Here is a 20,383-nt window from a genome sequence, read left to right as displayed (position 1 = left end):
GCGTGGCACTGGGGGACTCCGCGCGCCTGCGCGTGGGCCAGATCGCCATCGCCATTGGCAACCCGCTGGGCTTCACGCACACGGTCACCAGCGGCATCGTGTCGGCGCTGGGGCGATCATTGCGCTCGAACGCCGGCCGCATGATCGACAACGTGATCCAGACCGACGCGGCGCTCAATCCCGGCAATTCCGGGGGGCCGCTGGTGTCGGCGACGGGCGAGGTGGTCGGCATCAACACCGCCATGATCGGCGGCGCCCAGGGGCTCTGCTTCGCCGTCTCCAGCAACACGGCTCTTTTCGTGGTGACCGAGTTCATCGGCCATGGCCGGGTGCGCCGCGCCCATCTGGGCATCGCCGCCCAGACCCTGCCGCTGCCGCGCCGGATCGCCGTCGCGACCGGGGCAGGGCCGCTGGCGGTCCGCATCGGCGAGATCGAGCCGAAGGGTCCTGCCGAGTTGGCCGGGCTCAAGGCCGGCGACATCATCCTCATGCTGGATGGCGTACCGGTCACGGGAGCGGACGATCTGATCCGGCTCCTGGGCGCCGACCGGATCGGGCGCGCGGTCGAGCTTGCCGTGCTCCGCCATGGGCGGGTCGAGAAGCTGGCCGTCACCTTGCGCGAAAGGCGCTGAAGACCGGGGCGCGAAAGGCGCTGAAGACCGGGGTGGGAGAGGCGCTGAGGAAGGCGGCGCGGCGCCTCAGGCGCGGGGTCGTCCGCCGGGGCTCTTCTCGGCCGCGGTCAGGATGATGCTGCCATAGCCCTGGTCGCGGACGGAGACGTCCTGGGATTCGACCTCGTGGCACTGGAGCAGGCGCAAGCCCGCCTTCGCGATGCAGGCTTCCATCCGCTCCTCCGTCAGGTTGAGGGTCGGGAAGCCTCGCCCGTCGCAATGCCATACATCGGTGCGCGAGACATTGACCAGCGCCAAGCGGCCACCGGGTTTCAGCACGCGGCAGGCTTCGCTCAAAGCAAACTCGAACTCCTCCCAGCGGGGCAGGCATTCGAGCGCGAAGACGGATTGGACGAAATCGAACCGGGCGTCACCGGCCGGCCAGGGCTTCGTCAGGTCGCCGATGGTGAGGGATTTGATCTGTTTGGCCTTCCGGCGGGTATGGCCGGCGGCGGTGTCCTCGAGCCGCAGCAGTCCCACGGCATGCTCCGCTGCCAGGGCGAGCGCCGCATCGGTGTCGCCGCGCTTTGCGTTCTCGAGCTGGAGGCGCGCGGCCGCGATGTTGGCGGGGTTGAGATCGAAGCCTTCGACCTCGTTGTCGCCGGGCACGAACAGGGCCCAGTAGAGCGCGGTCGGGCCGCAGCCGGCATCGAGCACGCGCAGGCGGCGCGTCCTGGCCAGAGGCCCCGCGACCTCATTCAGGAACTCCCCGGCGGCCGCATTCTCGTGGCCCAGCTCGGCGTAATATTCCCGCCAATAGGCCCCCGAGGCGAAGACGTCCTCCGGCGCGCGGTCCAGGAAGGTCACGAAAACCTCGTCAGGCGCGGGCGCGGGCGTGCGTGTCCTGCTGCCCGAAGATCCGGTCGTTCAGCTGGGCGAAGAAGCGGCCATAGCACTCCATATAGGCGAACACGCCGCGGCGCGCCTGGGAGACGAGCTTGGGGTCGCCGTTCGTATAGAGCTGCACCGCCTCGACGCCCATCTCGCGATGCGAGACCTCGACATCGTCATGGACGAGCAGGAAGTTCAGATGCGGATCGTTCTGCGCCTTGAGTCCATACTGCTCGCGATATTCGCGGAAGGTCGCCAGGAACACGCCGAAATCGAGCGGCGCCGTGGCTTCGTTCGCGACGTGGAAGCCCAGGGCTTCGACGATGGGACGCTTGCGGTAATAGTCGCCGATCGTGCCGGCGAATTCCTTGGCCGTGGGCACGATGTTCCGGTCGTCGAGCAGGTCCTTGGCCGTGATGTTCCAATGGGCCGCCATATCGACATAGAGCTGGTGATGGCTCGGCAGCAGGCCATGCTCCATGTCGTTGAGGCCGTATTCGTCCACGGCGGCGAACAGGATGCGCGACGCGCGGCCGGTGGCGGCGAAGGGCTCCTTCTTGAACCATTCGTCGGTCATGCGGCTGGCGAGGGCAACGATGCCGGGCGGCACCTCGAGGACGAACATGCCCTCGGAAGCGAGAAGCACGCGGATCTCTTCGCGGGTCAGGAGCCGCGACTTCAGATTCTCCTCGAACTTCTTGAGAATGCCGACGGCCGGATGCGAGAAGACCGCATCCTTGAGGGCGACGATGTTGTCGCTGATCGGCATCGACACATGCGCATACTGCGAATTGTCGATCGATTTGCCGCGTTCGTAGCTTGGAGTTGACATGGCCGCCCTCGAAAGGAATTTGTCGGACTAGACAGGGTCCCATGGCACCATATTTCGCTTAATAGCCCGTAAACCGAATCGCGGCGAATCCAATGTTTATCGCTATCTATTCGTTCGATCTCATCGCAAATGACAAGCCGTTCAGCGCGTTGACGCCGCGGTAAGGTTAACGTTCGTGACGGCGTCTCGGCCTTCGACGGCGAGGCGAGTCAGCCCGTCCTTCGTGCGGCGATATAGGCATGGCCGACGATCGTGGCCACGATCAAGGCGCCGCCGGCGAGCGTCGCATTGTCCGGTGTCTCGCCCAGAACGAGCCACACCCAGAGCGGCCCCAGGATCGTCTCGAGCATCAGGATGAGGGTGACGTCGGAGGCCGAGAGATGCTGGGTCCCGCGCGAAAGGAGCATGGTCGCGAGCGGAACGACCAGGACGCCCAGCAGGGCCAGGAACTTCAGGTCGCTGGCGGAGATGGCGCCCGGCGAGGCGAGCGGCCAGGCCAGTGCCGCGGAGAGCAGCCCGCCATAACCGATGATGGGAAAGAAGGCTTCGCCCCGGCAGCGCCGCAAGGCGACGAAATAGGCGCCGAGGCAGGAGGCATAGCCCAGCGCGAAGACGTCGCCGGAGAGATGGTCGGTGCTGAGGCTGTCGAAGAAGATGATGAAGAGCCCCGCGACCAGCCCGATGACGACAACCCAGGTGGCTGCCGGCGGCCGCTCCCGCAGGAAGGCCCAGCTGAAGATCGTCGCGATGAAGGGGGCGGCACTGCCGATGACGAGCGTGTTGGCCACGGTCGTCGCCTGGAGTGCGGCGACGAAGCAGAACACGGCCGCGGCAAAGGCCATCACCGCGATGCCTTCCGCCCGCCCTTGCAGGCGCAAGGACCGCAGGGATCTCTGCGACAGGATCACATAAAGCGCGATCGTGATACCCAGCAGGACGCCGCGCCACCAGACGATGGTCCAGAGGTCCGCCTGCACCAGGCGAATGAGAAGCGTCTCGAAGCTGATGAGCGTGGCGCCGGCGACCGACAGAGCGAGCCCGCGCCAGGCGATGGATGGCAAGGCTGTCGAGGTCAAGAGCTGCTCTCTGCCACGGGGTTGACCGGGGGACGTCTTGCATCCGCGACCCGCGCGGCCTTCGGAGACTCGAACGGCCCGTCGGCTATCGGCCGAACGGGCGTAGCACAGGACGGAACCTTCTTGAACCGTCAAACGCCGGCTCGGAAACCGGCGGGCGTTTACTCCGCCGCGGCCGGCGAATCTCCCGTCGGGCGAGCCGCCTGCGCCGCGGCGTAGAGTTCCCGCGGGAAGGTGACGACCGCTTCGGTGCCTTTGCCGACTTCGCTGGTCAGAGCGAGCTTCGCCCCCAGCAGCTCGGACAGGCGCCGCGCCAGCGGGAGGCCAAGGCCTGTGCCCTCGTAGCGGCGGGCCAGACCCTGGTCGACCTGCTGGAAGGGCTCCAGAGCCGCCGAAAGGTCGGTCGGCGACATGCCGATGCCGGTATCGGCGATCGAGAGGGAAAGCTCGCCCGTGTCGTGGATCCTCGCGGAGAGGGTCACGCGGCCGGAGGCTTGCGTGAACTTCACGGCATTGGAGAGAAGGTTCAGCAGGACCTGTCGCAGGCGGTAGGAATCGGCGCGAATGACGAGGTTTGCCGCCGGCGGAATGTAGTTGAGGGCGACCTTCCGCTGATCGGCCTGGGGCCGCAGCATGTTGGCGACATTGACCAGCATGTCGACGAGATCGACATCCTCGACCACGACCTCGAGCTTGCCGGCCTCGATCTTGGAGAAATCCAGCAGGTCGTTGATCACCTCGAGCAGATGCTCGCTGCTGTGGCTGATGTCGTCGAGATATTCCTTGTAACGCTCATTGCCGATCGGCCCGAACGTCTCCTTGCGCATGACATCGGCGAATCCGATGACGGCGTTGAGCGGCGTGCGGAGCTCGTGGCTCATATTGGCGAGGAAGATGCTCTTCGCCCGGCTGGCGGCCTCGGCCCGCTCGCGCGCCTCGCGGAGATTGGCATGCGTGGATTCGAGCTCCCGGCAGCGCAGCAGCAGGTCCTGGTTGACCTGGCGCAGCTGCTGCTCGGCCTTCCATTTCTCGCTCAGCGCCAGGGCGAATTGCTGGATCTCGGTCGCCTGGAACGGCTTGTTGATATAGAACAGCTTGTCGAAGGGCTGGACGAGCTCGGCGATCTGGCGCGGATGTTTGTCCGCATAGGCCGTGACCATGACGATGTTGATCGCCGGATCGAGCGCGCGGATGCGGGCCGCCGTCTCGATGCCGTCGATGCCCGGCGGCATGCGGACGTCGAGGAAGGCCACCGGGAACTCGATGCGGTCCCGCCGGGCCGACATGATGGTGTCGATCGCCTCTTCGCCCCGGCGGCAAAGCACCGGCTGAAAGAACGGCGTCGTATCCGGAGCAGCGGACGAGGTTACGTTGAAGAGCTCGCCTTCGAGATCGGCGAGCCGGTTGTCGTTACCATGGGGCGCGGCGATGGCGCCGAACACGGTGCGATAGGCGTCGAGAACCGAGCGCTCGTCGTCGGCGATCAGGACGCGGTAGATGGGTCGTGCCGGGATCATCATGCTGCCACACCCAGGGCCTGGTTTGCCGTCGGCAGGAGCACATGGATCCGCGCGCCCTTGCCCGGACCGTCGCTTTCCGCATACATGCGCCCCGCCATGGCGGCGACGCTGTTGGCGGACCAGTGCAGCCCGAGGCCGCCGGTCTTGTCGCGTTTCGTGCTGAAGCCGCGCTCGAACACGTTGGTGAGATTGGCCTTGTCGATGCCGATACCGTCGTCGCTGACGGTCATGCGCACCATCGGCCGGTCCCCACTATTGTCGATCGCGCCGTCGATCGTGATCCGGCCGGTACCGCGGCCGGTTTCGCCGATCGCCTCGGCGGAGTTCATGATGAGGTTGCCCAGGAGCTGGGCCAGGACGATCGGATTGCCGAGGACCGGCGGCAGCGACGACAGGCCGGTGCCGAAGGTCACCTGGATATCCGCATTGCCGCGGGCGGGCAGCAGCCTCGCCGATTCCTCGACGACCTTGGACAGAACCACCGGCTCCGCCTGGCGAACGCCCATGCTGAGGGCGGTGTGGTCCTGCAGTATCTGCTCGATATGGCGGTTCTGGTCGCCGATGGCCTTGAGGTCCTCCGCCACGCGCTTGCGTTCGGCGAAGAGCTTGCGGATCGAGCCTTCCAGATATTCGAGCAGCTTGCCGCGGCGCTCGGGCGAGGGCGTCTCGGACTTGAGCTCGGTCAGCGCCGTCTCGAGATGGGCCGGCGGCGCCTCGCTCGCGGTTTCGGAGAGCTTCCAGAGCGTGACGGCCACGGGGCTCAGCGCATTGCGGATGTTATGCATCACGCCGGCCGCAATCTCGGCCATGCCGCTCATATAGGACTGCTCGAGCAACCGCCGGCGGGCATTGTCGAGCTGCGAGTTGGCGGCGTCGAACTCGCGGGCCAGAACGCCGATCTCGTCGCCGCGGTCGAGCGTCAGGCGCTTGGTGAGGTCGCCGGTCTGGCCCACCTCCAGCACATGCGCCGTCAGCTTCTTCAGCGGCACCACGATATGGCGGGTCAGCATGTGCCACATCATGCCCATCAGCAGGAAGCCCGCAACCAGGGTCGAAATGCCGGCGATGCCGAGGGTGGTCCGGGCGATGCCGGTGATGGCGCGCGGCGTCTCGACCTGGATCATGAGCGGCGCGCCGTCGCGCATGGTCGCCAGCAGATGGAAGGCATCGAGGGTCTTGCTGTCCGCGATCTTGAAGATGTCATCCTTGCCGGCCAACAGGTGGCCGGAGATATCCTTCAGGTCGCCCGGCAGCGTCGTCTGGTCGGTCTGGAAGACGTCGAACTGCACATGGGTCTGGTTCACCAACCCGTCGACCATGGCTTTGTTGACGAAGCGGCCCATGAAGAGGGTGCCACGCACCGGTCCCTCGCGGGTGCTCTGCAGGATCGGGAATCCCGCCAGCAGCATCGGGCCATGCTCGGTGAGCAGGATCCCGGAAACCTGCTGATCCTCGGCATGGAGCATCAGCGGATCGGCGGCGGGGATGGCCGGAGCGAAGGTGTCGACGGTCAGCTCCTTGCCGGTGTCGAAATCGTAGGTCTCGGTGCGGACGAGCTTGCCATTGATGTCGTAGATGGCGAGCAGATTGAGATTGAGATCCCGCATCACGTCGAAGGTGAAGCTCTGGCGGTCATATTCGTCGTTGGGCTTCACGACATATTCGTAGGTCGGATCCCAGGCGCTCCAGTCATGGGCGACCCGTTCCAGATTCTGCTGCTCGCCGGCCAGCGCGTCGGCAACCCGATTGACGTTCTTCTGGGCCGCGGTCTGCTCGACATCGACGAAGGCCGGCCAGACGACGAGGCCGAAGATGGCGCCGTTGGCTGCCAGCAGGATGGCCAGCACGGCACCCAGCACCAGCATGACCCGCTTGTTCAAGGAACTGTTCGGTGACTGCCGCCCGAGTGTCATCGTCATCCCCCTGATTGGCACGATATCGCCGCTCGCCGACGGCGTCGAAATTCAGGGCGCCTCTCCCCAGACGAGCGCCCGCTTGCAAAATTGCATCCCGAGTTTTGCGCGAGAACTCGAAAAAAAACGATTAACGGGCGCCGCAACCAGAAAAAAGACAATGCCCGCGTGTGCGCCGCCAGCGCTCGTAGCCGCGCCGAGGCTGGGCTGCCGGCGTCATTCATGATTTCTTTACCGGGTGGACGCGGGCGCCTGCCCCCGGACCGGTGACAGGATGTAGGTCTTCATCGGCCGGCATTCCCTCGAGAACAAGAGCGCTGCCTTGTCTGCGGGGGGCGTAGGCCAACCCGGATCAATGCCGGCGGTTCATTCTTTGGTCTTTGGAGGTCCGGTTCAGTCTCCCGGCCGCCGAACGGGGCCGCCAAAAGTCATGGGCAGGGTCACGATCGTCTCGCCCGGCGCGAGGGGAAATGTGCCTGAGAGAAGGCTGTCGACCAGGCTGGTCCGGATCGGTTCCCAGCCGCCATGCCCATCCTGTTCATGGAACACGCGATCGAGCAGCACGCGGATCTGGGCGACCTTGCCCGAGGCAGAGATCGTGAAGCGGAACGCGATCGGCCCGTGAAAATGGGGAATGATGGCCGTTCTGCCGGTCGCGAAGCGTTCCAGGGCGCCACGGATGCCCGGTCGGACAGCGTCTTTCGACAGGGCGCCGGTGACGAGCGGCCCGGTTTCCTCGATATGCCCATGCATCACGCAGCGCGCGTCGATCGGGTCCATCGATCCGCTGACCCGCGAGACGCCATGGACCATGCGGTCGTCGAACAGCACGAGCCGGTTGAAGCGGGGTTCGATCAGCTCATAGAGCCCGGTTCCGGCATTGGGAGACTGGAGATTGCGGCGAAAGAGATCGCCTTCCCGCAGCACGATGGTTTCGCCGCCCTGGGTGCGCCGCTCGATCGGCGTCAGGGAATAGACGAAGCCGAAGCGGCCGTTCTTGGAATCGTTATGCAGGCCCTGGCTGCAGCCATTCACATAGAGGCTGAGAAACGGCCAGGTCACGCCCCCGAGGCCCAGGAGATCGATCGACCAGCGCTGCAGCGCCTGCAGGAACCGCTCGACCTTGTCGTGCGGGATGACCTTCTCGGGCTGGGTCTTCAGATAGGTGTAGAGACCGGGGACGAACCAATAATTCCAGACCTGATGGATGTCCGCATGATGCTTCATCGGATTGGCGAAATGCGCCTCGATGTCGGCGCGCATCGACCGGGCGAAATCGAGGGGCATGAAATCGTCGACCACGAGGGAAGGGGCCGTCAGAGGTCCCGGGACGCTCGTGGAGACCGTCTGGTCCATCGCCCTCTCCCGCGGGTCGGCCTGTCTGCGGCGTCCATCGCCCGCTTCGCGGCGCGACCCCTTGGGGGCGTCGAACCGGCCTGGCCGGCGTTATCATCCGCGCAATCGTTGGTTGCGATCATTCACAAATGATAAGGCAGGCGCGCGACCGTCAGGCGATGCGCATCAGGAAGAGCCAGACCGGGATCGCCGCCAGGGCCAGCAGCAGCCCCCAGGGCAGCCAGCGATCGATCAGCGCCAGGAACAGGGCCGGCATGACGCAGAGCGCCAGCGGAATCAGGGTCAGCCCCATGATCCCACAGGCGATGTTGCGCCCGAGCGGGTCGGCCGAGCCCTTGTAGAAGACGCCCATGATCCCGATGCCGGCCAGGATCTCCAGGCCGGCAAGGACCAGCAAAGCGAGGCGCAGGCTGGACAGGCCGTTCAAACGCCCTTCTCCTCGAGGTCGGGTTCGACTACAGGAGGGGCCTATTCTGGAATCCCCGCAGGGTTCCTGTCCAACGCCGGACATCGATATTTCATGGAACTGCAAGCCTATCTCGATCGCATCGGATTCACCGGCCGCCCGGCACTCGATCTCGCGACCCTGGCCCGGATCCAGCGCGGCCATCTCGAGCATATCCCTTACGAGAACCTCGATGTGCAGCTCGGCCGGCCGGTGACCATCGAGCCGCGCGACGCCTTCGCCAAGATGGTGACGGGCGGCCGCGGCGGCTGGTGCTATGAGATGAACGGCCTCTTTGGCTGGGCGCTGGAACGGATCGGCTTTCGCGTGATGCGGATGACCGGGGCGGTGCTGCGGGCGCAACGCGGCGATACCGCCATCGGCAATCACCTGGCGCTCACGGTCGATCTGGACGAGCCCTATCTCGTCGATGTCGGGCTGGGTGACGGCCCCTCCGAACCGATCCCCTTGCGGGAAGGCAGCTACCGGCAGGGCTGGCGCACGGTGCGGCTCGAACGGCTGGATGACGGCTGGTGGCGCTTCCACAATCACGAGCTCGCCTTCGCCAGCTCCTTTGATTTCCGCCGCCAGCCGGCCGACTGGGATCTGCTGGCCCGGCAATGCCGGTGGCTGCAGACCGACCCGGATTCGCGCTTCGTCCAGAATCTGGTCTGCCTGCGCCATCAACCGGACGGCGTGACGGCCCTGGTGGGACGGGTGCTGAAGACGGTTGATGCAGAGGGGAGCCGGGATCATATGCTGGAGACGCCGGATGCTCATGCCGAGGCGCTGGCGGCCTGGTTCGGCATTCGCTTGCCGGAGGCGGCCGGCCTCTGGCCCCAGATCGCGCGCCGCCACGAAGAATTGTTTGGACCCTCATGAAGCTCCGTGACGATCAACCGCCGCCGCCGAAGAAGAACTATATGACGCCCGACGGCCATACGCGGCTCATGGCCGAGCGCAAGAAGCTCTGGACCGAGGAGCGACCGGAGGTGGTGCGCGTGGTCGAATGGGCCGCCGGCAATGGCGACCGCTCGGAGAATGGCGATTACATCTATGGCAAGAAGCGGCTGCGCGAGATCGACAAGCGCATCCGTTTTCTCGACAAGCGCCTCGAGGCGGCCGAGATCGTCGATCCCGCCCGACCGGGCTCGAAGACCCGCGTCCATTTTGGCGCCACCGTGCGCTGGGTGCGCGACGACGATCGCGAGGTCGAGGCCACCATCGTCGGCATCGACGAGACCGAGTTTGGCCCTAAGCGCATCAGCTGGGTGTCGCCGATGGCCAAGGCGCTCATCGGCAAATCGGTCGGCGACATGGCGGTCGTGCGCACACCCAATGGCGAGGAGGCCGTCGAGATCCTGGCGATCGCCTATCCGCGCGAGGACTGAGCCTCAGACTAGATTCGGCAGGGTTCAGGAGAGATCGTGCAGACCCTTGTTCAAGGGCGGCCCGACCCGGAAATCCGAGAACCTGACCTCGAGACCGCGCCGCTCCGGCGTGCAGCAGAAGGGCCCGACCTGATAGGAAGCGGCCGCGGGAAAGGGGCAGAGGCGCAAGGTCGGCCAGAGCTTGCCGTCGATCGAGGTCTGTAGCTTCAACACGCCTTTGGCGACGCTCGCCCGAATCCAGAAATCCGTAGGCTCGCCCGCGAAGATTCCGGTGGCCCAATCGGACTGCCCGATTGTGAGCACGCTGCCGAGACCGGGCCTTCCGTCGGTCAGCTCGATTCCCGCCTTGACCCAATTCTTCTCGTCGAGCCGGACCATGATGCCAGCCTGGTCATAGAGCCGGTCGTAGCGGGCCCGCACCCGGAGATCGGCGGTGAAATCGCCCGCGGTGGCGAAGCCGAAGAAATGGCCGCTGTCACGGATGAAGCCGTAATGGGTCTCCCGCCAGAAATCGGTCTTGTCGTCGGTCGTGACCGCAAGCCCGTCCCGGTCGAGACGCCAGGCCCGGGGCTCGTTCAGCCAGCGGCATTGCTCGAACAGCCCCGCTCTCATCAGATATCGGTCCAGCCGCCATCGACGCGCAAGTTGGCGCCGGTGACATAGGAGGCGGCATCGCTGGCGAGGAACAGGATGGCCTGGCCTACCTCGCTGGGGGCACCCAGGCGTTTCATGATCGTCGCCTGGGCCTCCTCGTTCCGTACCTTGTCGGCATCGGCCGGCGAGAGCCCGAGCTTGTCATAGATGGGGGTGTCGATCGGCCCCGGCGCCACGCTGTTGACGCGGATGCCGCGCGCCGCGAGCTCGGCCGCCAGCGTGCGCACCAGCGACCGGACCGCGGCCTTGCTCGCGGAATAAACGGCCATGCCCGGAATGCCCTTGGCATCGAGGCAGCTCGACGTCATGACGATGCTGCCACCGCGCCCCATCAACGGCAGGCATTTCTGGACTGCGAAGAAGCTGCCTCTGAAATTGATCGCCATCTGGGCGTCGAAATCCGCCTCCGACACCTGCTCGATCGGCGCCGACCAGGTAACACCGGCATTGGCCACCAGGATATCGAGCTTGCCGAAGACGTCCCGCGCTTGGGCCGCGACCCGGGCGATCGCGTCGACCGAGCGGTTGTCGGCGACGACACCGAGGGCGTGGGGTCCGAGCTGCGATGCCGCGTTACGGACACGGTCTGCGTTCTGACCGGTGATCATGACCCGCGCGCCGGCTTCGGCCAGCGCCTTGGCGGCGGCAAAGCCGATGCCGGTCGTGCCACCAGTGACCAGCGCATGCTTGCCGGCAAGATCGATTTGCATGAGGACGCTCCCTTGGATCGGTTTCAGAGCGCCTTCAGCCAGACATCCGACAGCGTGAATCCCTCCGGGAAGGGGTCGCTCGGGTCATAGCCGAATTGTGAGATCGCGGTGATCCAGGCCTGGCCGGCGACGGTCGGGATCACGGCCGGATAGTTGCCGACTTTGGTCGTGCCGACGATCTCGCTGATGAAATGGGTCCCGATCAGCGATTCATGATCGAAGATCTCGCCGGGCTTGATCTGCTTCTTCGCATGCATGACCGCGAGCCGGGCGCAGGTCCCGGTGCCACAGGGCGAGCGGTCGTTGCGGCCGGGCGAGACGATGACGGTGTTCTTGGCCGTCACCCGGTTGCCCTCACGGCGCAAGGGGCCCATGAACTGGGTCTGGGTGATGCCGGGGATGAGCGGGTTCTCGGGATGGGAGACGGCGAGCTGGGCCGCGGCCGCGGTCTTGATCCGCTGCCCCAGGCCGCAGAGATCGCGCGCCTCGTCGCGGGTGAGGCCCAGGCCCAAGGCCGTCGCATCGACATGGACATAGGTCATGCCGCCATAGGCGACATCCACCTTGAGGCTGCCCAGCCCCTCGACCTCGATGATCTTGTCGAGGTGATAGACGAAGGCCGGCTGGTTGGTGAATTTGACCTGGCGGACCTTGCCATCCTTGCAGTCGCAGGTGACCTTGATGAGCCCGCCGGGCGCTTCGAGCACCAGCTCGGTCACCGGCTCCGTCATCCGCAGGATGCCGGTCTCGAGCAGCACGGTCGCCACGCAGATCGTGTTCGATCCGCTCATAGCCGGATATTCGGTCGATTCCAGGATGACGAATCCCATCGCTGCCGCCGGATTGCTCGAGGGTAGGATGATGTTGGCGTTGTGATTGACCGTGCCGCGCGGCTCGAACAGGAGGAATTTGCGCAGGCCGTCGCGATGCTGCTCGAGATGGCGCATCTTGTCGAACATGGTCGGGCCCGGCACGTCGAAGACGCCGCCGGTCACGACCTTGCCGATCTCGCCCTCGGCATGGCAATCGACGACGGTGAAGGTCTGGGACCAGCGCATGGATTGGGTCTCCGCAGTGGGCACCGCCGATCCCCTGACAAAGAGGACCGGCGGTCGTCCTTCGATCAGGCGGCGGAAGCGAGCGGCCGGCCCAGCGCGCCCAGGGCCTGGCGCAGCTCGGCCACCTCGGCATCGGTCAGGGGGAGCGCCGGCTTGCGGCAGATCCCGACCTTGCCGCCGAGCAGGTTGGTCGCGGTCTTGACCGCCGAGTTGTAGTCATGGGTCCAGAAGAAGAGCTGGGCCGGCAGGATGCGCTTCCACAACGCCGCCGCCTCGGCCAGCTTCCCGGCCGCGACCAGATCATGGAGCTGCACCGCCTCGCGCGGCGTGGCATTGGCGCCGCCCCAGATGACGCCGGTGCAGCCGCTCATCAGCGCCGGGAACATCAGCGTGTCGCCGCCATTGAAGACCTTGCCGCCCGTCGCCACCAGCTGCTGGATGCGGGTGAAATTGCCGGTGCTGTCCTTGATGTATTGGATGTTCTCGATCTTGAGCAGGCGCGCAAACAAATCCGGCGTCACGTCGCGGTTGGTGTGCTGCGGGATATTGTAGATGACGATCGGCGTCTTGATCGCCTTGGCGACATGCTCGTAATGCCACATCACGCCATCCATGGTCGGCCCTTCGAAATAGGGCGGCAGCACCATGATGGCCTCGGCACCGAGGTTCTCGGCCACCTTGGCATTCTCGATCGTGTCGCGCGTGCTGATGGCCGAGGACTGCACGACATAGCGCGCCTTGCCCTGGATCTGCTTGCCGACCAGCGTATGGATCCGGCGGCGCTCCGCTTCGGTCAGGTAGGCGAACTCGCCGGTCCCGCCGCAGGAGAGGATGATATGAACGCCCGCATCGAGCAGGCTGTCGACATGGGCGGTGAGGGCGCCTTCATCGACCTTGTCGCCGGACTTGTCGAACGGCGTGCAGATCGGAACGCAAATCCCCTTGAGGTCAGACATCAGTGGAGTCTCCCGTAAGCTGATTGATCGAAGGATAGACAGGGTCAGGCTTATAGAGCGGCCTCAGGCCGCCGGCAGGTAGTAAGGCTGGTGCTCCGGCGGCAGCGGCGGATTGCCCAGGATCTCGTCGGCGAGCTTCTCGGCCATCATGATGGTGGGCGCGTTCAGGTTGCCGGTGACGATCGCGGGCATGATCGAGGCGTCGACCACGCGAAGATTTTCGATCCCATAGACGCGGGCCTTGGCGTCCACCACCGACTGCGCATCATTGCCCATGCGGCAGGTGCAACTCGGGTGGTAGTTGGTGCCGGCATAGCGGCGCAGCCAGGCGAGGAGCTCGTCGTCGGTCTGGATATCGGGTCCCGGCGTCACCTCGACGCCGCGATACTCGTCCCAGGCCTTCTGGCGGACGATTTCGCGGATCGTCCTGACGGCCTCGATCGCCAGGGCGCGGTCATGTGCCGTCTCGAGGAAATTGAAGACGAAGCGCGGCGGCGCCATCGGGTCGGCCGAATCGAGCCAGACGCGGCCCGTGCTGGTCGGCCGCATCAGGCTGAAATAATACTGGAAGCCGTCCTCGAGCTTCACATTGCCATGCTGGATTTCGCCCAGCATCGGCACGAACTCGATCTGGAAGGTGGGAATGCGCTCGGGTCCCTTCGTGCGGACGAAGCCGCCGACCTCGAAGAAATTGCTGGCGCCAAGCCCGGACTTGAACAGGTACCATTGCAGCCCCAGTTTCGCGCGTCCGAGCGGCGTGAGCTGCTTCGCGACCGAGACATTCTTCAGCGCCCGATACTGCACGGGTGCCGAGACATGATCCTTGAGCCCCTGGCCAACGCCCGGCAGGTCGGCCGCGATCGCGATGCCGAGGCGGCGCAGCTCGTCGCCGGAGCCGATGCCGGACAGGGTCAGGAGCTGGGGCGAGTTGAGGGTGCCGGCCGAGAGAACGACCTCGCGTTCGGCCTGGATGGGTCGAGCGCCGTCGGCAGCCGCGATCTCGACGCCGACCGCGCGCTTGCCGTCGAGCAGGATGCGCCGGACGCGGACGCCCGTGCGGATCTCCAGATTGTCGCGCGGACCCATCCCGCGCAGATAGGCCTCGGCCGTGCTCCAGCGAATGCCGCGATGGACATTGCGCTGGGTGATATGGGTGCCCTCCTGGCGGAAGGCGTTATGGTCTTCGACCAGCGGCACGCCGAATTGCGGGCCTGCCTGGAGGAAGGCTTCATAGAGCGGGTTCTGGGCCTTGCAGGTCTCGATCCGCATCGGTCCCTGGCCGCCGCGATAGGTGTTGGGGCCGGGCTCGAAGGTCTCGGCCTTCTTGAAATAGGGCAGGCAGTCGGCATAGGACCAGCCGGCGAGGCCGGAAGCCGCCCAATTGTCGAAATCGAGCGGATTGCCGCGCACCCAGTTGAGGCCGTTGATGGTCGAGGACCCGCCCAGCACGCGGCCGCGCGCCTCGAGGATCTTGCGGCCTTCAAGCTGGGGTTCGGGCTCGCCGTGATAGAACCAGTTGAAGCGGTCGTTCCCGAGCGGCAGGGCCAGCGCTGCCGGCATCTGCAGCGAGTAATGGCGATCGACCGGGCCTGCCTCCAGCAGCAGCACGGAATGGTGCGAGCCCTCCGCCAGACGCGCCGCAATCACGGCGCCGGCAGAGCCGGAACCGATCACGATGTAATCATAGCGGTGTTTGGAAACGGACAAGGTCGCTCCGGTTTCTGGAAAGCAGCGGGTTCTACTGATTGCTGAGGGCGACCGCGCGCAGCTGCTCGGGCGCCGCATAGACGCCGACCGCATCGCCGATCTTGACCGAGACCCGGTCGGCGACGACCACGAAACGCTGTCCGCCGGCATCGACATAGACATTGGTGGTCTGGCCCAGCGGCTCGACGAACTCGACCAGCGCATCGACGGCGTGCGGGCCGCCGGCGGGCCCGATGATGAGTTTTTCCGGGCGGACGCCGATGAAAAGCCGGCCGCTCGTATCCGCGACCAGTTTGGCGCGTTCGCGCTCGGCCGCGGGCAGGGCGTCGGCGAAGGCCTGGGGCGAGCAGCTGATCTCGCCGGTCTTGCCGAGCGAGGCCGCGAACATGTTCATCGCGGGCGAGCCGATGAAATCGGCGACGAAATGGGTCCGCGGCCGGTCGTAGATCTCGAGCGGCGAGGCGATCTGCACCATGTCGCCCCGGCTCATGACCGCGATCCGGTCGGCCATCGCCATGGCCTCGACCTGGTCGTGGGTCACATAGATGGTGGTGATGCCGAGCGTGCTGACGAGCTTCTTGATTTCGGTACGCATCGAGGCCCGCAGCTTGGCGTCGAGATTCGAGAGCGGCTCGTCCATCAGGAAGACGCGCGGGTTGCGGACGAGCGCGCGGGCAAGCGACACGCGCTGGCGCTGGCCGCCGCTGAGCTGGCCGGGTTTGCGCTCCATGAACTCGCCGATGCCCAGACGCTCCGCCGTGTCGCGCACCTTCTTGGCCCGCTCTTCGGGCCCGAGGCCGCGGACCTTCAGCGGGAATTCGATGTTCTGGAACACCGTCATATGCGGGTAGAGGCCGTAATCCTGGAAGGCCATGGCGATATCGCGGTGGCGTGGCTCCTCATAGGTGACGTCGCGGCCATGGATCAGGATCTGCCCTTCGGTCGGGAGCTCCAGGCCGGCCACCATGCGCAAGGTGGTGGTCTTGCCGCAGCCGGACGGCCCCAGCATGCAGAAGAACTCGCCATCCTCGATCTTGACCGAGACGCCGTTGACGGCGGTGACGTTGCCGAAGCGCTTGAAGACGCTGTTGAGGTCGACGCTCATGGGATCTCTCCGACTAACCTTTCACGGCGCCCAAGGTGAGCCCGCGGACGAGATAACGCTGCATCATCAGCACGAGCACCACGACCGGCAGCGACATCAGCACGCCGGCGGCGGAAGCCAACCCGAAGGAGATGGCCTTGGGCTTGATCGCGCTGGCGGCGATCACCGGCAGCGTCTTGGCGTCGCGCGAGGTCAGGATGCTGGCCAGCAGGAACTCGTTCCAGGCGAACATGAAGACGATCACCATGGTGGCGGCGAGGCCCGGCAGCAGCAGCGGCAGGGTCACGCGCCAGAAGGCCTGGTAGCGGCTGCAGCCGTCGATCAGCGCCGCCTCCTCGATCGATTGCGGAATCTCCTGGATGAAAACGCGCATGACCCAGACCACGAAGGGCAGGCCACTCAATGTGTAAGCCGCGATCAGGAGCCAGGGCGTATCGAAGATGCCGAGCTGCTTGGCGATGATGAAGAGCGGGATGACGCTGACGATCGGCGGCAGCATGCGGATCGAGAGGATCTCGAAGGCGAGGAAATTCTTGCCCTTGATGTCGAAGCGCGCCATCGCATAGGCGGCCAAGGTGCCGGCGATCATGGCGAGGCAGGTCGCCATGCCGACGATGAGGCAGCTGTTGAGGAGGGCGTCGAGCGCGTTCATCTCCTCGAACAGCTGGCGGTAGCTGTGGAGCGAAGGGGTGAAGCTCCAGAGCGGCGGGTAGGTGGCGACGTCGTTCTCGCTCTTGAGCGAGGAGGTCGCCATCCAATAGATCGGAAAGAAGAAGAAGGCCGTGACCGCGAGCGCCATTAGCCAGCAGGCGATGTTGCGCAAGGTTGGCCCAAGCTGCGTGGGACGCCGGTTCATCAACGGGTCTCCTTGTCGGCGAGCGTCTTCATGAAGCCGGTGAGCTTCACGAAGATCAGCACGATCGCGAGAATGGCGATCAGAGTCAGCCAGGAAAGCGCCGCGCCATAGCCCAGATCGAAGAATTTGAAATTGACGCGCTGCAGATAGACGCTGACGAGGTCGGTCGAGAAGTCTGGGCCGCCGCGGGTGATGATATAGACCGTGTCATAGGTGCGCATGGCATCGATGATCCGCAGCAGCGCCGCCACCACGATCACCGGCTTCAGCATCGGCAGGGTCACGGAGAAGAAGGTCCGCAAAGGCCCGGCGCCGTCGATGGCGGCCGCCTCGAAAGGGCTGCGGGGAAGTGCCCGCAAGCCGGCGAAGATGACGATGAACATGAAGGGCGTCCATTGCCAGACATCGACCAGCAGCATGGCCGCAAGCGCGCTGGTGCGCGAATTGGCCCAGGGCTGGGCGTCGATGCCGATCAGGCTCAGGAGGAAATTGAGCACACCCAGATCCGGCATCATCATGATGCGCCAGGTGATGCCGACGGCGATCGGCGTGATCAGCATCGGGATCAGCACGATGGTCCGCATGGCGAGGAAGCCGGGCAGGCGCAGATTGAACAGCACCGCCAGCAGCACGGCGAAGACCAGCGCAAATCCGACGCTAAGCAGGGTGAAGAACCCCGTCAGCAGCAGCGAGTGGCCGAACTGCGGATCGGTGAAGGCATGGATGTAGTTGTCGAGCCCTACCCAGCCTTGCGGCTTGTCGATCTCGGTCGGGCGCATCGAGGTGAAGCTGATATAGAGCGAATGGAGCAAGGGGAAGATGCCGACGATGGTCATGATCAGCATCGTCGGCGCGAGCAGGACCCAGGGCACGTATTTCTCGCCGGCGCGCATGGTCGAGGCCTTGCTGGCCGCCTTTCCCAGACCTGCCGTCACCGGGAGTTCCACCATTCCCATATCTGGCCCCGTGGCTCGATGGAGATTGGGGCGCCCGCTCTCGCGAGCGCCCCAACGTCGTTCAAAGCTCAGCCCTTGACGGTCTTGGCGACGCGGTCGGCGGCGTCGGCCATCGCCTGTTTCGGCGTCTTGCTGCCGGTGACGCCGGCGAAGATCTCCTCATAGAGGACGCGCTGGACGGCCACGGCGTTGGTCAGGCGGTAGGCCGGCAGAGCGACCGGCAGGGTGCCACGGACGGCGAAGTCCTTGAAGGCCTGCATCATCGGCACGGTCTTGGTGATGTCGGGATTGTTGACGTCCTTCTTCAGGCAGAGCGAGGATTCGCCGCCTTCGCGGAACAGCTCATAGGCCTGGCCTTCGGTCATCCAGGCCAGGAACTTGTAGGCCTCCTCGAGATTCTGTGAATGGGCGTTGGCGATGATCGACCAGCCACCGATCTGCTCCTGCTCATACTTCTCCGTCGGCGCGACCGTATAGCCGAACTTGCCCTTGTTCGGGCCGTCCTCGATGCCGACGATCACATCCGACCAGGTCACCAGCATGGCGACCTTGCCCTGCTGCAGCAGCGACGAGCCTTCGGGGTAATCGAAGCCCTGGACGCCCTGCGGCGAATATTGCACCAGCTCTTTCAGCCGTTCGATCGCATGCTCGCCCTGGCCTTCGGAATTGAAGATCGGCTCCTTGGCCTCGTTCAGCACATAGTCGTCGGTCGGCCCGAGCTTGACCATGCCCTGGATGCGCGAGCCCCAATCGCCGGTCGACAGCGAATCCACGCCGCCGAGAAGGAGCGTGTTGCCGGCGACCTCGCTCGAATGCAGCTTCTTCGCCGCGGCAAGATACTCGTCCCAATTGGCCGGCACCTTGGTGATACCGGCTTTCTCGAACAGATCCTTGCGATAGACGAAGACGGGCGTGGTCATGGCGACCGGCAGCCCGCAGCGCTTGCCGTTATATTCGGTATAGAGCAGCGCGCCGTCTTCGAGATTCTGCACCTGGAGGGCCGGCAGCGACGGGTTCTTGGCCTTCATGTCGTCGAGATTGGCGGCCCAGCCATTGCGGATCGGCTGCTGCACCCAGATGCTGTCGGAAGTGACCAGGTCGAAGGTGTCCGAGCCCTGGCTCAGCTCGATCAGCATCTTGTCGTAATGCGATTCGTAAGGATTGGATTCGCCGGTGACCGTGACCCCGGTCTTCGCCTTGTAGGCGTCGGCCACGCTCCCCGTGAGCGCATTCGACCAGGCGACGTTGCTGTTGAGCACATTCAAGGTGACACCGGCCGCGCGGGCCGGCAGGGCTCGCGAGGCCGCGGCGCCCGCCGCGATCGCGGCCGATGCCCGCATAAAGGTCCGCCGCGCTACGCTTTGATTCAAATAGTGTTTGTTCATGGACGTCTCCCCTCTGGTTCCCGCAGGGATGATTGGAGGCCACATGTCGCTCTGGGACGCTTTGAAGGCATCCGATGCCGAAACCCTGCACAGCCGGCAATGAGCGGCACGAGTTGTTTTTTTCTTGAAATCGATTACATGTTGGCGGCATTGATCCTCCCTGTCAAGGGGATGAGGATCATCAGGTCGGATCGGCGCGGGGATGCGTCCGATTCCGGCAGCGAAAGCGGCGGGGAATGAAAGCCAAGACCAAGGTTTCGGACGTCGCCAATCGTGCGGGCGTGTCGGTCGCGACCGTCTCGCGCAGCTTCAACAATCCCGAAGCGGTGCGCGAGGACGTGCGCCGCCGAGTGATCGAGGCGGCGCAGGCGCTGGGCTACAGCCCCAACCCCGCGGCGAAGGCGCTGCGCATGCAGCGCACCCATATCGTCGGCGCCGTGGTGCCGACGCTCGATTACGCGATCTATGCCCAGATGCTGAACAGCTTCCAGGCCGCCATGTCGGCCGCGGGCTATATGGTCTTCATGCTGGCGGCGGGCTTCGACAACACCAATCTCTACGAACCGGTGCGCCAGCTGGTCGATCGCGGCGCCGAGGGGCTGCTGATCGTCGGCAAGATCGAGGATACGCGGCTGCTGAAATTTCTCGAGGATGGTAGGATCCCGACGGTCCTGACCTATTCCTATCAGCCGGACGGGCCTTTCCCCTCGATCGGATTCGACAATTACGCGGCCACGCGGCAATTGGCCGATTTCCTGGTGCGGCTCGGCCATAAGCATATGGTCATGATCTCAGGCCGCACCCGCGGCAACGACCGGCAGCAGGCCCGCGTGCGCGCCTTTCGCGAGGCCGCGGCGGATGCCGGCATCACCAAGACCACGCATGTGATCGAGCGGCCCTATTCGCTGCTCGAAGGGGCTGCCGCCATGCGCTCGATCTATGTCGAGCATCCCGCGACCAC

20 protein-coding genes are annotated in these 20,383 nt (G+C 65.2%); 4 read left to right on the top strand and 16 right to left on the bottom strand.

All coding sequences use genetic code 11. From position 1 onward, the window contains the following. On the top strand, positions 1–632 hold a 632-nt coding region (locus tag ACREE8_RS03785; protein WP_431571645.1), incomplete at its 5' end, for a S1C family serine protease. 66 nt (positions 633–698) lie between these two features. On the opposite strand, the gene ACREE8_RS03780 is transcribed toward ACREE8_RS03785, so the two are convergent. The 7 genes from ACREE8_RS03780 to ACREE8_RS03750 form a co-directional block, all read right to left on the bottom strand. Next, entirely contained in the window at positions 699–1,478 is a 780-nt protein-coding gene (locus ACREE8_RS03780; RefSeq protein ID WP_431571644.1) for a class I SAM-dependent methyltransferase, read from the bottom strand. 10 nt (positions 1,479–1,488) lie between these two features. Then, the gene (locus ACREE8_RS03775) at positions 1,489–2,334 is read right to left on the bottom strand and encodes an iron-containing redox enzyme family protein (RefSeq protein WP_431571643.1); all 846 of its coding nucleotides are present in this window, start codon (positions 2,332–2,334) and stop codon (positions 1,489–1,491) included. A gap of 209 nt (positions 2,335–2,543) precedes the next feature. Next, complete coding sequence (locus ACREE8_RS03770; RefSeq protein WP_431571642.1) at positions 2,544–3,410, bottom strand: DMT family transporter; 867 nt, start codon at positions 3,408–3,410, stop codon at positions 2,544–2,546. A 161-nt stretch (positions 3,411–3,571) separates the two neighbouring features. Next, the gene (locus ACREE8_RS03765; RefSeq protein WP_431571641.1) at positions 3,572–4,930 is read right to left on the bottom strand and encodes an ATP-binding protein; all 1,359 of its coding nucleotides are present in this window, start codon (positions 4,928–4,930) and stop codon (positions 3,572–3,574) included. Further along, a complete protein-coding gene (locus ACREE8_RS03760) occupies positions 4,927–6,810 on the bottom strand; it encodes a CHASE4 domain-containing protein (protein WP_431571640.1) in 1,884 nt (627 codons plus the stop codon). The genes ACREE8_RS03765 and ACREE8_RS03760 overlap by 4 nt, the downstream gene beginning before the upstream one ends. A 426-nt stretch (positions 6,811–7,236) precedes the next feature. After that, positions 7,237–8,199: a 2OG-Fe(II) oxygenase gene (locus tag ACREE8_RS03755; protein ID WP_431571639.1), complete on the bottom strand. Its 963-nt coding sequence runs from the start codon at positions 8,197–8,199 to the stop codon at positions 7,237–7,239. A gap of 151 nt (positions 8,200–8,350) precedes the next feature. Further along, positions 8,351–8,626 carry a hypothetical protein gene (locus ACREE8_RS03750; protein ID WP_431571638.1) on the bottom strand — a complete coding sequence of 92 codons (276 nt, stop codon included), beginning with the start codon at positions 8,624–8,626 and terminating at the stop codon, positions 8,351–8,353. Positions 8,627–8,719: 93 nt separating this feature from the next. On the opposite strand from ACREE8_RS03750, the gene ACREE8_RS03745 reads away from it, so the two are divergent. Continuing rightward, the gene (locus ACREE8_RS03745; RefSeq protein WP_431571637.1) at positions 8,720–9,526 is read left to right on the top strand and encodes an arylamine N-acetyltransferase family protein; all 807 of its coding nucleotides are present in this window, start codon (positions 8,720–8,722) and stop codon (positions 9,524–9,526) included. Continuing rightward, positions 9,523–10,035, top strand: coding sequence for a transcription elongation factor GreB (greB, locus tag ACREE8_RS03740; protein ID WP_431571636.1), 513 nt, complete (start codon positions 9,523–9,525; stop codon positions 10,033–10,035). The genes ACREE8_RS03745 and greB overlap by 4 nt, the downstream gene beginning before the upstream one ends. A gap of 24 nt (positions 10,036–10,059) precedes the next feature. Here the strand turns inward: greB and ACREE8_RS03735 are convergent, their stop codons facing one another. The 9 genes from ACREE8_RS03735 to ACREE8_RS03695 all read right to left on the bottom strand — a co-directional run bounded on the left by ACREE8_RS03735 (position 10,060) and on the right by ACREE8_RS03695 (position 19,377). Then, the gene (locus ACREE8_RS03735; RefSeq protein ID WP_431571635.1) at positions 10,060–10,647 is read right to left on the bottom strand and encodes a DUF1349 domain-containing protein; all 588 of its coding nucleotides are present in this window, start codon (positions 10,645–10,647) and stop codon (positions 10,060–10,062) included. Then, a complete protein-coding gene (locus ACREE8_RS03730; protein WP_431571634.1) occupies positions 10,647–11,399 on the bottom strand; it encodes an SDR family NAD(P)-dependent oxidoreductase in 753 nt (250 codons plus the stop codon). The genes ACREE8_RS03735 and ACREE8_RS03730 overlap by 1 nt, the downstream gene beginning before the upstream one ends. A gap of 23 nt (positions 11,400–11,422) precedes the next feature. Beyond that, on the bottom strand, positions 11,423–12,457 hold the full coding sequence (locus ACREE8_RS03725; RefSeq protein ID WP_431571633.1) for a proline racemase family protein: 1,035 nt from the start codon (positions 12,455–12,457) through the stop codon (positions 11,423–11,425). A gap of 65 nt (positions 12,458–12,522) precedes the next feature. Continuing rightward, positions 12,523–13,413, bottom strand: a complete 891-nt coding sequence (locus tag ACREE8_RS03720; RefSeq protein WP_431571632.1) for a dihydrodipicolinate synthase family protein — start codon at positions 13,411–13,413, stop codon at positions 12,523–12,525. 63 nt (positions 13,414–13,476) lie between these two features. Then, positions 13,477–15,120: a choline dehydrogenase gene (locus ACREE8_RS03715; protein WP_431571631.1), complete on the bottom strand. Its 1,644-nt coding sequence runs from the start codon at positions 15,118–15,120 to the stop codon at positions 13,477–13,479. A gap of 31 nt (positions 15,121–15,151) precedes the next feature. Then, on the bottom strand, positions 15,152–16,225 hold the full coding sequence (locus ACREE8_RS03710; protein WP_431571630.1) for an ABC transporter ATP-binding protein: 1,074 nt from the start codon (positions 16,223–16,225) through the stop codon (positions 15,152–15,154). A gap of 13 nt (positions 16,226–16,238) precedes the next feature. Continuing rightward, positions 16,239–17,081, bottom strand: coding sequence for a carbohydrate ABC transporter permease (locus tag ACREE8_RS03705; RefSeq protein WP_431571629.1), 843 nt, complete (start codon positions 17,079–17,081; stop codon positions 16,239–16,241). Beyond that, positions 17,081–18,031 (bottom strand): carbohydrate ABC transporter permease, encoded by a 951-nt coding sequence (locus tag ACREE8_RS03700; protein WP_431571628.1) that lies wholly within the window; start codon positions 18,029–18,031, stop codon positions 17,081–17,083. Before ACREE8_RS03700 ends, ACREE8_RS03705 begins: the two co-directional genes overlap by 1 nt. Positions 18,032–18,105: 74 nt before the next feature. Further along, the gene (locus ACREE8_RS03695) at positions 18,106–19,377 is read right to left on the bottom strand and encodes an ABC transporter substrate-binding protein (protein WP_431571627.1); all 1,272 of its coding nucleotides are present in this window, start codon (positions 19,375–19,377) and stop codon (positions 18,106–18,108) included. Between the two features lie 281 nt (positions 19,378–19,658). Between ACREE8_RS03695 and ACREE8_RS03690 the strand changes: the two genes are divergently transcribed. Further along, the coding region (locus ACREE8_RS03690; RefSeq protein ID WP_431571626.1) for a LacI family DNA-binding transcriptional regulator at positions 19,659–20,383 on the top strand (725 nt) is incomplete at its 3' end.

The organism is Hypericibacter sp. (genome assembly GCF_050729195.1).
Taxonomy (GTDB): domain Bacteria; phylum Pseudomonadota; class Alphaproteobacteria; order Dongiales; family Dongiaceae; genus Hypericibacter.
The sequence above is the reverse complement of the archived record's forward strand: the minus strand, read 5'-3'. Positions and strand labels throughout refer to the sequence as shown.